This window comes from Azospirillum sp. A23 (assembly GCF_042938965.1).
Lineage (GTDB): Bacteria > Pseudomonadota > Alphaproteobacteria > Azospirillales > Azospirillaceae > Azospirillum > Azospirillum melinis.
Genome location: NZ_CP170667.1, coordinates 674,230 through 686,434 on the forward strand (window position 1 = coordinate 674,230; position 12,205 = coordinate 686,434).

Sequence of the window (12,205 nt, forward strand, 5' to 3'; positions counted from 1 at the left end):
ACCGTCCCGCTTCCGGCCGCCGGAGGCGGGACGAACGACAAGCGCGCTGAAGACAAGTAGGAAGGCAGGGTCCCACCCATGTCCGAACAGGCGTTGAAGGAACTCGGGGACGTCATCGCCGCCAAGATCGGCGGCGACGTTCTCAAGGTCGAGGTGAAGCTCGGCGAACTGATGGTGACGGTCAAACGGCCGGCCATCCTGGCGGTGCTGACCGCGCTGCGCGACGACCCGGACACCCGGTTCGAGCAGCTGACCGACATCACCGCGGTCGATTACCCCGACCGCGCGGAGCGGTTCGAGGTCGTCTACCAGCTGCTCAGCTACACCCACAATCGGCGCATGCGCGTGAAGCTGGCCACCGACGAGGACACGCCCGTCCCGTCGGCCGTTTCCGTCTTCAGCGCCGCGAACTGGTTCGAGCGCGAGGCGTGGGACCTGTTCGGCGTCTTCTTCGAGAACCATCCGGACCTGCGCCGCATCCTCACCGACTACGGGTTCGAGGGGCACCCCTTCCGCAAGGACTTCCCGCTGACCGGCTACGTCGAAGCCCGCTACGACGAGGACCAGAAGCGCGTGATCTACGAGCCGGTCCGTCTGACCCAGGATTTCCGCGCCTTCGACTTCCTAAGCCCGTGGGAAGGCATGACCAACGTCATGCTGCCCGGCGATGAAAAGGCGGCCCTCCAGGACGGGAGCAAGAAGCCGTGAGCATGACCGTTTCGACCGAATCGGCGACCGGCGTCGTCTCGACGGGTCCGAACGGGGCGATCAGCGCCTCCGGTCCGGAGACCAAGACGCAGATCAAGCCCTACACGATGAATTTCGGGCCGCAGCATCCGGCCGCCCACGGCGTGCTTCGTCTGGTGATGGAGCTGAACGGCGAGGTGGTCGAGCGTTGCGATCCGCACATCGGCCTGCTGCACCGCGGCACCGAGAAGTTGATCGAGTACAAGACCTACATCCAGGCCGTGCCGTATTTCGACCGCCTGGACTATGTCAGCCCGATGTGCATGGAGCACGCCTATGTGCTCGGCATCGAGAACCTGCTGCAGATCAAGGCGCCGCTGCGCGCCCAGTATATCCGCGTGCTGTTCTCGGAAATCACGCGCATCCTGAACCACATCCTGTCGATCACGACCGGTGCGCTGGACGTCGGCGCGATCACCCCGGCGCTGTGGGGCTTCGAGGAACGCGAAATCCTCATGGAGTTCTACGAGCGCGTGTCGGGTGCCCGTCTGCACGCCAATTATTTCCGGCCGGGCGGCGTCGCCTGGGACATTCCGGACGGGCTGCTCGACGACATCTGGGCCTTCACCGAGCGTTTTCCGAAGTTCATGGACGACCTCGAGAGCCTGCTGACCGAGAACCGCATCTTCAAGCAGCGCACGGTCGACATCGGCATCGTCACCAAGGAGCAGGCGCTCGACTGGGCCTTCACCGGTCCGATGCTGCGCGGCTCCGGCGTCGCCTGGGATCTGCGCAAGTCGCAGCCCTACGAGGTCTATGACCGCATGGAGTTCGACGTCCCGGTCGGCCTGACCGGCGACTGCTGGGCGCGCTATCTGGTCCGCATGGAGGAGATGAAGCAATCGCTGCGCATCATCCGCCAGTGCTGCAAGGAGATGCCGGCCGGTCCCTACAAGATCGAGGACCGCAAGGTCTCCCCGCCGCCGCGCGGCGAGATGAAGCGTTCGATGGAAGCGCTGATCCACCACTTCAAGCTCTTCACCGAGGGCTTCCACGTTCCCGCCGGCGAGACCTACACCGCCATCGAGGCGCCCAAGGGCGAGTTCGGCGTGTATCTGGTGTCCGACGGCACCAACAAGCCCTACCGCTGCAAGATCCGCGCGCCGGGCTTCGCCCATCTTCAGGGCCTGGACTTCATGTCGAAGGGGCACATGCTGGCCGACGCCGTCGCCAACATCGCCTCGATGGACATCGTTTTCGGAGAAATCGATCGATGAGCGCGCCCGCTTCCGATCACGGCCACGCCGAGCCGACCAGCTTCACCTTCACTCCGGAAAATCTGGAGCTGGCGAAGCGAATCATCGCCAAGTACCCGACCGGCAAGCAGGCCAGCGCCTGCATGCCGCTGCTGGACGTGGCCCAGCGCCAGAACGGCGGCTGGCTGCCGCGCGTCGCCATGGACGCTGTGGCCGATCTGCTCGGCATGCCGCGCATCCGCGTGTACGAGGTCGCGACCTTCTACACGATGTACAACAAGAACCCGGTCGGCCGGCACCACATCCAGGTCTGCACTACCACCCCCTGCTGGCTGCGCGGGTCGGACGACATCGTCCACACCTGCAAGAAGAAGCTCGGCATCGATGTGGGCGAGACCACGGCCGACGGCCAGTTTACGCTGGGCGAGGTCGAGTGCTCGGGCGCCTGCGTCAACGCGCCGGTTGTGCAGATCGGTGACGATTACTACGAAGACGTGGCCCCGGAGCATATGGAGCGCATCCTCGACGCGCTGGCGCGCGGCGAGACGCCGAAGCCCGGTTCGCAGAGCGGCCGTCAGTCCTCGGAGCCGGTCGGCGGCCCGACGACGCTGAAGGCCTTTACCACCGCGCAAGCGGAAGATTGAGGGGGAGGGGACAGCGATGCTTCGCGATGAGGACCGCATCTTCACCAACCTCTACGGCTACCAGGACTTCGGTCTTGACGGGGCCCGCAAGCGCGGTGACTGGGACAACACGGCATCCTTCCTGGCCAATGGCCGGGACTGGATCATCGAGCAGGTGAAGGAATCGGGGCTGCGCGGCCGTGGCGGCGCCGGCTTCTCGACCGGCATGAAGTGGTCCTTCATGCCGAAGAACGTGACCGACAAGCCCGTCTACCTCGTCATCAACGCCGACGAGGGCGAGCCCGGCACCTGCAAGGACCGCGACATCCTGCGCCACGATCCGCACAAGCTGATCGAAGGCTGCCTGATCGCTGGTTTCGCCATCGGTGCCAGTGCCTGCTACATCTACATCCGCGGCGAGTTCTACAACGAGGGCTCCAACGTCCAGCGCGCCATCGACGAGGCGTATGCGGCGGGGCTGATCGGCAAGAACGCCTGCGGCACCGGCTACGATTACGACGTTTACATCCACCGCGGTGCGGGCGCGTACATCTGTGGCGAGGAAACCGCGCTCATCGAGTCGATCGAGGGCAAGAAGGGCCAGCCGCGCAACAAGCCGCCGTTCCCCGCCCAGGCTGGTCTCTATTCCTGCCCGACCACGGTGAACAACGTCGAATCCATCGCCGTCGTTCCGACCATCCTGCGCCGCGGCGCCTCCTGGTTCGCCGGCCTCGGCCGTCCGAAGAACTCGGGCACCAAGCTCTTCTGCATCTCCGGGCACGTCAACAAGCCGTGCAACGTGGAAGAGGAGATGGGCATCCCGCTGAAGGAGCTGATCGAGAAGCATGCCGGCGGCGTGCGTGGCGGCTGGGACAACCTGCTGGGCATCATTCCCGGCGGCTCGTCGGTCCCGGTCCTGCCCAAGTCGATCTGCGACACCGTCCTGATGGACTTCGACAGCCTGCGCGAAGTGCAGTCGGGCCTCGGCACCGCCGCGGTGATCGTGATGGACAAGTCCACCGACATCGTGAAGGCCATCGCCCGCCTGTCGTCCTTCTATGCTCATGAGTCCTGCGGTCAGTGCACTCCCTGCCGCGAAGGCACCGGCTGGATGAGCCGCGTCATGCAGCGCATGGTCACCGGCAACGCGCGCATGGAAGAGATCGACATGCTGCTGCAGGTCACCAAGCAGGTCGAAGGCCACACCATCTGCGCGCTCGGCGACGCTGCCGCCTGGCCGATCCAGGGCCTGTTCCGCCACTTCCGCCCGGAAGTGGAGCGGCGCATCCAGGCCTACCGCAACAGCGCCCCGCTGGCGGCCGAGTAAGGAGTTCCCGTTCCCATGCCGAAACTGACCATCGACGGGATCGAGATCGAGGTCGAGCCGGGCACCTCGATCCTCCAGGCTTGCGAGCAGCTGGGGATCGAGATTCCGCGCTTCTGCTACCACGAGCGTCTCAGCGTGCCGGCCAACTGCCGCATGTGCCTCGTGGAGATGGAGCGCGCGCCCAAGCCGGTCGCGTCCTGCGCCATGCCCTGCGGCGACGGAATGGTCGTCCGCACCAACAGCGAGACCGTCCTGAAGGCCCGCAAGGGCGTCATGGAGTTCCTGCTGATCAACCACCCGCTGGATTGCCCGATCTGCGATCAGGGCGGCGAGTGCGATCTGCAGGACCAGGCCATGGCCTATGGCTTCGACCGCGGCCGCTACGGCGAGAACAAGCGGGCGGTCAAGGACAAGTATATGGGTCCGGTCATCAAGACCATCATGACCCGTTGCATCCATTGCACCCGCTGCATCCGCTTCATCAATGAAGTGGCCGGTGTTCCCGATGTCGGCGCCGTCTATCGCGGCGAGCACATGGAGATCACCACCTTCGTCGAGAAGGCCATCGGCTCCGAGCTGTCGGGTAACCTCGCCGACGTCTGCCCGGTGGGTGCTTTGACCCACAAGCCCTACGCCTTCACGGCGCGCCCGTGGGAGCTGCGCAAGACCGAGACCGTCGACGTCCTCGACGCCGTCGGCTCGAACATCCGCGTCGATGCGCGTGGCGCCGAAGTGATGCGCGTCCTGCCGCGCGTCAACGACGACATCAACGAGGAGTGGCTGAACGACAAGAGCCGCTACTCGTATGACGGTCTGAAGCGCCAGCGTCTGGACCGCCCCTACATCCGCCAGAACGGCAAGCTGGTCCCGGCCAGCTGGGCCGAGGCCTTCACCGCGATCGCGGCGCGTCTGAAGGGCCTGTCCGGCAACCGCGTCGCCGCAATCGCCGGCGATCTGGTCGATGTCGAGGCTCAGTTCGCGCTCAAGGAGCTGCTGTCGCGGCTCGGCTCGGCCAACCTGGATTGCCGCCAGGACGGCGCCCGGTTCGACACCTCGGTGCGGGCCGGCTACCTGTTCAACTCGGGCATCGCCGGCATCGAGAAGGCCGACGTCATCCTGCTGGTCGGCACCAACCCGCGCTGGGAAGGCACGCTGGTCAACGCTCGCATCCGCAAGCGCTATATGGCCGGCGGCGTCACCATCGCCTCCATCGGCGAGCAGCGCGACCTGACCTACCCCTACAGCGTGATCGGTTCCGGTCCGGACGCGCTGCAGCAACTGGTCGACGGCAGCCACCCGTTCTCCGAGACGCTGCGCGCCGCCAAGAACCCGATGATCATCGTCGGCATGGGCGCCTTCCAGCGCGCCGACGGTCTTGCGGTGCAGGCCGCCGCCCGTCTGGTCGGCGAGGCCTACGGCATGTTCCGCGACGACTGGAACGGCTTCAACGTTCTGCACACCGCCGCGGCGCGGGTCGGCGGCATCGAAGCCGGCTTCCTGCCGGGCGAGGGCGGCCGAGACGTTCACGGCATCCTCGACGGTGCGTCGAAGGGCGAGATCGACTTCGTCTACCTGCTGGGTGCCGACGAGATCGATATGGCGAAGCTGGGCAATGCCTTTGTGGTCTATCAGGGCCACCATGGCGATGCCGGCGCCCACCGCGCCGACGTCATCCTGCCGGGTGCGGCCTACACCGAGAAGAACGCGGTCTACGTCAACACCGAAGGCCGCCCGCAGCTCGCCCGCCTCGCGGTCTTCCCGCCGGGCGAAGCGCGCGAGGACTGGAAGATCGTCCGCGCCCTGTCGGAAGTCCTGGGCACCACGCTGCCCTTCGACACCCACGGCCAGCTGCGTCAGCGGCTGATGGCGGCGAATCCGATCTTCGGCGCGGTGGGCGAGATGACCCCGGCCAGCTGGGCGCCGTTCGGCGCGCAGGGGCCGGTGGACGCCGCCCCCTTCGTGACGCCGATCACCAACTTCTACATGACCGACCCGATCAGCCGGGCGTCGGTGACGATGGCCAACTGCACGGAAGCGCTGGTGGGCCCTGCTCAGGAGAGGACTGGCACCCATGGCTGAGTTCTGGAGCGGCTTTCTCCTGCCGCTGATCATTATGGTCCTGCAGATCCTGGCGATCACCGTGCCGCTGCTGGTCGCCGTCGCCTTCATGACCTACGCCGAGCGCAAGATCATGGGTGCGATGCAGATGCGCCAGGGTCCGAGCATCGTCGGCCCCTTCGGCCTGATGCAGCCCTTCGCCGACGGCCTGAAGCTGTTCGCCAAGGAACAGATCCTGCCGGAAGGCGCCAACCGTGTCGTGTTCTACGTCGCGCCGATGCTGACCTTCTTCCTGGCGCTGATCGCCTGGGCGGTCATCCCGTTCGACTACGGGGTGGTGCTGTCCAACATCAACGTCGGCGTGCTGTACCTGTTCGCGATCTCCTCGCTGGGCGTCTACGGCATCGTGATGGCCGGCTGGGCCTCGAACTCGCGCTACGCCTTCCTCGGCGCGCTGCGCTCCGCGGCGCAGATGGTGTCCTATGAGGTCTCGATGGGCCTCATCATCATCTCCGTGCTGCTGTGCGTCGGCTCGCTGAACCTGACCGACATCGTTCGGGCCCAGGAGAAGGTCTGGTTCTGCATCCCGCTGCTGCCGATGTTCGTGATGTTCTTCATCTCGGCGCTCGCGGAAACCAACCGCGCCCCCTTCGACCTGCCGGAAGGCGAGTCGGAGCTGGTCGCCGGCTTCATGGTGGAGTACAGCTCGGCCCCCTTCGCGCTCTTCTTCCTTGGCGAATACGCCAACATGATCCTGATGAGCGCGATGACGAGCATCCTGTTCCTCGGCGGCTGGCTGCCCCCGCTGCCCTTCGCGCCCTTCACCTGGGTGCCGGGCATCGTGTGGTTCGCGCTGAAGATCGCGTTCTGCCTGTTCACCTACGTCTGGGTTCGCGCCACCGTGCCGCGCTACCGCTACGACCAGCTGATGCGGCTGGGTTGGAAGGTCTTCCTGCCCCTGTCGCTGTTCTGGGTCGTGCTGACCGCCGGCGTCCTGGTGACCTTCGGCTGGCTGCCGAAGTAAGCGGCATCGCCGCAAAGCCAGCCTGCACCGAACCCACCATTGACGTGTCGATTTGAGTGCCGGCGAGCCAACCCATCAAACGGGCGGCCGCCGGCGAGGAAGGAGACGAAGAGGCCATGGCGTTCCTCGACCGCGCGGCGCGCAGCCTGTTCCTGACCGAGCTGCTGGGCGGCATGGCGCTGACCTTGCGCTACATGTTCAAGCCCAAGGTCACGCTGAACTACCCCTATGAGAAGGGCCCCATCAGCTCGCGCTTCCGCGGCGAGCATGTGCTCCGCCGCTATGCGAGCGGCGAGGAGCGCTGCATCGCGTGCAAGTTGTGCGAAGCGGTGTGCCCGGCTCTCGCCATCACCATCGAGGCCGAGCCGCGTGACGACGGCAGCCGCCGCACCACGCGCTACGACATCGACATGACCAAGTGCATCTACTGCGGCCTGTGCCAGGAAGCCTGCCCGGTCGACGCGGTGGTCATGGGGCCGAACTTCGAGTTCTCCACCGAATCCCGGGAAGAGCTCTTCTACAACAAGCAGAAGCTGCTGGCGAACGGCGACCGCTGGGAGGCGGAAATCGCCCAGAACCTCGCGGCCGAGGCTCCTTACCGGTAAGCGGAAGCGAGAAAAACGATGATACTCCAAGGCATCGCCTTCTACGTGTTCGCCGCGCTGCTGGTGGCCTCCGGTGTGATGGTCATCTCGGCGCGGAACCCCGTTCACTCCGTCCTTTTCCTGATCCTCGCCTTCTTCCAGGCCGCCGGTCTCTGCCTCCTGATGGGGGCCGAGTTCATCGCGATGATCCTGATCATCGTCTATGTCGGCGCCGTCGCCGTGCTGTTCCTGTTCGTGGTGATGATGCTCGACATCAACTTCCGCGAGCTGCGCAAGGGCGCGATGGAAGCGCTGCCGCTCGGCGCGCTGGTCGGGCTGATCCTGCTGGCCGAACTGGCTGCGGTGCTCGGCGGCTGGATCGTCGCGCCGAACGTCGCCGCCATCGCCGGCGCGCCGACCCCGGCCTTCGATCAGGTGTCGAACACCCAGGCGCTGGGCCGGCTGATGTACACCCAGTACGTCTACCTGTTCCAGGCGTCGGGCGTCGTCCTGCTGATCGCCATGATCGGCGCGATCGTGCTGACGCTGCGGCACCGTCCGGGCGTGCGCAAACAGAATGTCGGCGCCCAGATCGCCCGTCGCCGGGAAGACGTGGTCGCCATCCGCAAGGTCTCGACCGGGGAGGGCGTGTGATCATGGAGATCGGTCTCGGACATTACCTGACGGTCTCGGCCATCATCTTCACGCTGGGTGTGCTGGGCATCTTCCTGAACCGGAAGAACGTCATCATCATCCTGATGTCGATCGAGATGATGCTGCTGGCGGTGAACCTGAACCTCGTCGCCTTCTCGACCTTCCTGCACGATCTGGTCGGCCAGATCTTCGCCATGATCATCCTGACCGTCGCCGCCGCCGAGGCGGCCATCGGCCTCGCCATCCTGGTGGTCTACTTCCGCAACCGCGGCTCGATCCGAGTCGAAGACATCAACATGATGAAGGGCTGAGGCGGCGCCATGGAAGTGCTAGTCGTATTCCTTCCGCTCCTGGCGTTCCTCGTCGCCGGATCGATCGCGCTGTTCGGCGGGCCGAAGGCCGAGCCGGCGGCCGCGGGTCACGGAAGCCACGGTCATGGCCATGACGATCACGGGCACGCCCAGATCGCCCATGCCCATGACGATCATGCCCACCACATCTCGCACGACGAGCTGAACCACGCGTACGACGATGCCCACGACGACCACCATGTCGTCGCCGGCCCGCCGACCGTGGGCGACCGCGTCGCGCAGTTCGTGACCGCGGGTGCCGTCATCGTCTCGGCGATCCTGTCCTGGACTCTGTTCTACGACGTCGCCGTGCACGGCCATCCGCGCACGATCGAGCTGATGACCTGGATCCAGAGCGGGACGCTCGACGTGAAGTGGGCGCTGCGCGTCGACCAGCTCACCGCGGTGATGCTGATCGTCGTCAACACCGTCTCGGCCTGCGTGCACGTCTATTCCATCGGCTACATGGCCGAGGATCCGCAGAAGCCGCGCTTCATGGGCTACCTGTCGCTGTTCACCTTCGCCATGCTGATGCTGGTGACGGCGGACAACCTGGTCCAGCTGTTCTTCGGCTGGGAGGGCGTCGGTCTGGCCTCCTACCTGCTGATCAACTTCTGGTACGAGAAGCCCTCGGCCAACGCCGCCGCGATGAAGGCCTTCCTGGTCAACCGCGTCGGCGACTTCGGCTTCGCGCTCGGCATCTTCGCGATTTTCGTGCTGACCGGCTCGGTCCAGTTCGATGCGATCTTCGCCAAGGCCCCGACGCTGACCGGCCAGACGCTGCATTTCCTCAGCTGGGACTTCAACGGCCTGACCATCGCCTGCCTGCTGCTGTTCATGGGCGCGATGGGCAAGTCGGCACAGCTCGGCCTGCACACCTGGCTGCCGGACGCGATGGAAGGCCCGACCCCGGTGTCGGCGCTCATCCATGCCGCCACCATGGTCACCGCCGGCGTCTTCATGGTCTGCCGCCTGTCTCCGGTCTTCGAATACGCACCGACGGCGCTCGAAGTGGTGACGGTGGTCGGCGGCCTGACCGCCTTTGTCGCGGCGACCATCGGCTTCACCCAGTTCGACATCAAGCGCGTCATCGCCTATTCGACGATGTCGCAGCTCGGCTACATGTTCTTCGCCGCCGGCGTCTCCGCCTACGGCGCCGCCATGTTCCACCTGTTCACGCACGCCTTCTTCAAGGCCCTGCTGTTCCTCGGTGCCGGCTCGGTCATCCATGCCCTGCACCATGAGCAGGACATGCGCAAGATGGGCGGCGTCTGGCGCAAGATCCCCTTCACCTATGCGATGATGTGGATCGGCAATCTGGCGCTCGCCGGTCTGCCCTTCTTCGCCGGTTACTATTCCAAGGACATGATCCTGGAGGCGGCCTTCGCCTCGGGCAGCGGGGTGGGGCGCTTCGCCTTCGCCCTCGGCATCGCGGCGGCTCTGCTGACCGCCTTCTACTCGTGGCGCCTGCTGTTCATGACCTTCCACGGCACGCCGCGTATGGACAAGGAAGTCTACGACCACGCCCATGAGTCGCCGGTCGTCATGCTGGTCCCGCTGGCGGTCCTGACGCTGGGCGCGCTGTTCGCCGGTGTCGGTTTCCACGAGTATTTCATCGGCCACGACCGTGCGGAGTTCTGGGGCAAGGCGATCATGACCTTGCACGGCCACGACGCCATCGAGGCTGCGCACCACCATACCCCGGGTTGGGTCGCGATCGCTCCGCTGGTCGTCGGCCTGATCGGTATCGCCATGGCTTACATCGGCTATGTGATGATGCCGCGCCTGCCGGGTCGGATCGCCAGCACCTTCAGCGGCATCCACAAGTTCCTCTACAACAAGTGGTATTTCGACGAGCTGTATGACGCGCTGTTCACCCGTCCGGCCAAGGCCCTGGGCTACGGCCTGTGGAAGTCGGGCGACGGGGCGGTGATCGACGGCGTGGGTCCGGACGGCGTTGCCGCTGCCACCCGCGACATCGCGGCACGCACCAGCCGGCTGCAGTCGGGGTACGTCTATCACTACGCCTTTGCCATGGTGATCGGGGTCGTCCTGTTCGTCGCCTGGCTGTCGGTCTTCGGCTGAGCGGTTTCGAAGGAGAACAACAACCATGGCTAGCTGGCCGATCCTGTCGTTCGCGACCTTCCTGCCGCTCGTGGGCGTCGCGCTGATCCTGCTGTTCTGCCGGGGCAACACCCCGGACGTTCAGCGGAACGTGCGGTACATCGCGCTGTGGACGACCCTCGTCACCTTCGTCCTGACCCTGCTGGTCTGGGCCAACTTCGATCCGCGCAATCCCGGCTACCAGATGGTCGAGAAGGCGGGCTGGATTCCTGAGTTCGGCATCAACTACCACATGGGCGTCGACGGCATCTCGGTGCTGTTCGTCGTCCTGGCCGGCTTCCTGATGCCGCTGTGCATCCTGGCGAGCTGGGAGTCGGTGCAGGTCCGCCTCAAGGAATACATGATCGCCTTCCTCGCGCTGGAAACCCTGATGATCGGGATGTTCTGCGCGCTGGATTTCGTTCTGTTCTACATGTTCTTCGAAGGCGTCCTGATCCCGATGTTCCTGATCATCGGCATCTGGGGCGGCCCGCGCCGCGTCTATGCCGCCTTCAAGTTCTTCCTCTACACGCTGCTCGGCTCGGTCCTGATGCTGCTGGCGATCCTGGCCATGTATTACGTGGCCGGCACCACCGACATCCCGACCATCACCGCCACCCAGTTCCCGCGCAACATGCAGCTGTGGCTGTGGCTGGCCTTCTTCGCCTCCTTCGCGGTGAAGGTGCCGATGTGGCCGGTCCACACCTGGCTGCCGGACGCCCACGTCGAGGCGCCGACCGCCGGTTCGGTCATCCTGGCCGGCGTGCTGCTGAAGATGGGCGGTTACGGCTTCCTGCGCTTCAACATTCCGATCCTGCCGGAAGCGACCGAGTATTTCGCGCCGCTGATCTACACCCTGTCGGTCGTCGCCGTGATCTACACCTCGCTGGTCGCTCTCGCCCAGGAGGACATGAAGAAGCTGATTGCCTACTCGTCGGTCGCCCACATGGGCTTCGTCACCATCGGCATGTTCGCGCTGAACCAGCAGGGCATCGAAGGCTCGGTGTTCCAGATGCTGTCGCACGGCGTCGTGTCGGGTGCGCTGTTCCTGTGCGTCGGCGTCGTCTATGACCGGCTGCACACCCGCGAGATCGCCCGCTACGGCGGCCTCGTGAAGAACATGCCGAAATATGCGGTGGTCTTCCTGTTCATGACCATGGCCTCGGTCGGCCTGCCGGGCACTGCCGGCTTCGTCGGCGAGTTCCTGGTGCTGATGGGCGTCTTCCGCGACAACACCTGGGTTGCCGCCCTCGCCGCCACCGGCATGGTTCTCGGTGCCGCCTATGCGCTGTGGCTGTACCGCCGCGTCGTCTACGGCAAGCTGACCAAGCCGGACGTCAAGGCGATGTTCGACATGACCCCGCGCGAGATCGCGGTGTTCGTGCCGCTGATTGCCGTCGTCCTGTGGATGGGCATCTATCCCAGCAGCTTCCTGAACGTCACCTCGGCATCGGTCGAGCAGCTGATCCAGACCTACCAGACCAAGCTGGCCGCGTCGCACGCCGCGTCCGGTGTCTCGGTCGCCGCTCGGTAAGGGGT

At 65.4% G+C, this 12,205-nt stretch carries 11 protein-coding genes; all 11 read left to right on the forward strand.

Annotated features, from left to right (window positions below; all coding sequences use genetic code 11):
- The first annotated feature begins 78 nt into the window (after positions 1-78).
- The 11 genes from ABNQ40_RS20590 to ABNQ40_RS20640 all read left to right on the forward strand — a co-directional run bounded on the left by ABNQ40_RS20590 (position 79) and on the right by ABNQ40_RS20640 (position 12,200).
- On the forward strand, positions 79-708 hold the full coding sequence (locus ABNQ40_RS20590) for an NADH-quinone oxidoreductase subunit C (RefSeq protein ID WP_109052065.1): 630 nt from the start codon (positions 79-81) through the stop codon (positions 706-708).
- 107 nt (positions 709-815) lie between these two features.
- Positions 816-1,964, forward strand: coding sequence for an NADH-quinone oxidoreductase subunit D (locus tag ABNQ40_RS20595; RefSeq protein ID WP_244560922.1), 1,149 nt, complete (start codon positions 816-818; stop codon positions 1,962-1,964).
- On the forward strand, positions 1,961-2,587 hold the full coding sequence (gene nuoE / locus ABNQ40_RS20600; RefSeq protein ID WP_109052067.1) for an NADH-quinone oxidoreductase subunit NuoE: 627 nt from the start codon (positions 1,961-1,963) through the stop codon (positions 2,585-2,587). The genes ABNQ40_RS20595 and nuoE overlap by 4 nt, the downstream gene beginning before the upstream one ends.
- A gap of 16 nt (positions 2,588-2,603) precedes the next feature.
- Positions 2,604-3,893 carry an NADH-quinone oxidoreductase subunit NuoF gene (gene nuoF, locus ABNQ40_RS20605; RefSeq protein ID WP_109052068.1) on the forward strand — a complete coding sequence of 430 codons (1,290 nt, stop codon included), beginning with the start codon at positions 2,604-2,606 and terminating at the stop codon, positions 3,891-3,893.
- Positions 3,894-3,908: 15 nt separating this feature from the next.
- Positions 3,909-5,972 carry an NADH-quinone oxidoreductase subunit NuoG gene (gene nuoG / locus ABNQ40_RS20610; protein ID WP_109052069.1) on the forward strand — a complete coding sequence of 688 codons (2,064 nt, stop codon included), beginning with the start codon at positions 3,909-3,911 and terminating at the stop codon, positions 5,970-5,972.
- On the forward strand, positions 5,965-6,975 hold the full coding sequence (gene nuoH, locus ABNQ40_RS20615) for an NADH-quinone oxidoreductase subunit NuoH (RefSeq protein WP_098739368.1): 1,011 nt from the start codon (positions 5,965-5,967) through the stop codon (positions 6,973-6,975). Before nuoG ends, nuoH begins: the two co-directional genes overlap by 8 nt.
- Positions 6,976-7,091: 116 nt before the next feature.
- The gene (gene nuoI / locus ABNQ40_RS20620) at positions 7,092-7,580 is read left to right on the forward strand and encodes an NADH-quinone oxidoreductase subunit NuoI (protein ID WP_042693501.1); all 489 of its coding nucleotides are present in this window, start codon (positions 7,092-7,094) and stop codon (positions 7,578-7,580) included.
- 18 nt (positions 7,581-7,598) lie between these two features.
- Positions 7,599-8,213 (forward strand): NADH-quinone oxidoreductase subunit J, encoded by a 615-nt coding sequence (locus ABNQ40_RS20625; RefSeq protein WP_391348735.1) that lies wholly within the window; start codon positions 7,599-7,601, stop codon positions 8,211-8,213.
- A gap of 2 nt (positions 8,214-8,215) precedes the next feature.
- Positions 8,216-8,524: an NADH-quinone oxidoreductase subunit NuoK gene (nuoK, locus tag ABNQ40_RS20630; RefSeq protein ID WP_014248409.1), complete on the forward strand. Its 309-nt coding sequence runs from the start codon at positions 8,216-8,218 to the stop codon at positions 8,522-8,524.
- 9 nt (positions 8,525-8,533) lie between these two features.
- Entirely contained in the window at positions 8,534-10,648 is a 2,115-nt protein-coding gene (gene nuoL / locus ABNQ40_RS20635; RefSeq protein WP_109052071.1) for an NADH-quinone oxidoreductase subunit L, read from the forward strand.
- Between the two features lie 25 nt (positions 10,649-10,673).
- Positions 10,674-12,200, forward strand: a complete 1,527-nt coding sequence (locus tag ABNQ40_RS20640; RefSeq protein WP_109052072.1) for an NADH-quinone oxidoreductase subunit M — start codon at positions 10,674-10,676, stop codon at positions 12,198-12,200.
- Positions 12,201-12,205: the final 5 nt, after the last annotated feature.

What these genes read in the sequence shown, in the direction of transcription:
- ABNQ40_RS20590 (WP_109052065.1), top strand. Translation starts at nt 79, where the DNA reads ATGTCCGAACAGGCGTTGAAGGAACTCGGGGACGTCATCGCCGCCAAG.
- ABNQ40_RS20595 (WP_244560922.1), top strand. Translation starts at nt 816, where the DNA reads ATGAATTTCGGGCCGCAGCATCCGGCCGCCCACGGCGTGCTTCGTCTG.
- nuoE (WP_109052067.1), top strand. Translation starts at nt 1,961, where the DNA reads ATGAGCGCGCCCGCTTCCGATCACGGCCACGCCGAGCCGACCAGCTTC.
- nuoF (WP_109052068.1), top strand. Translation starts at nt 2,604, where the DNA reads ATGCTTCGCGATGAGGACCGCATCTTCACCAACCTCTACGGCTACCAG.
- nuoG (WP_109052069.1), top strand. Translation starts at nt 3,909, where the DNA reads ATGCCGAAACTGACCATCGACGGGATCGAGATCGAGGTCGAGCCGGGC.
- nuoH (WP_098739368.1), top strand. Translation starts at nt 5,965, where the DNA reads ATGGCTGAGTTCTGGAGCGGCTTTCTCCTGCCGCTGATCATTATGGTC.
- nuoI (WP_042693501.1), top strand. Translation starts at nt 7,092, where the DNA reads ATGGCGTTCCTCGACCGCGCGGCGCGCAGCCTGTTCCTGACCGAGCTG.
- ABNQ40_RS20625 (WP_391348735.1), top strand. Translation starts at nt 7,599, where the DNA reads ATGATACTCCAAGGCATCGCCTTCTACGTGTTCGCCGCGCTGCTGGTG.
- nuoK (WP_014248409.1), top strand. Translation starts at nt 8,216, where the DNA reads ATGGAGATCGGTCTCGGACATTACCTGACGGTCTCGGCCATCATCTTC.
- nuoL (WP_109052071.1), top strand. Translation starts at nt 8,534, where the DNA reads ATGGAAGTGCTAGTCGTATTCCTTCCGCTCCTGGCGTTCCTCGTCGCC.
- ABNQ40_RS20640 (WP_109052072.1), top strand. Translation starts at nt 10,674, where the DNA reads ATGGCTAGCTGGCCGATCCTGTCGTTCGCGACCTTCCTGCCGCTCGTG.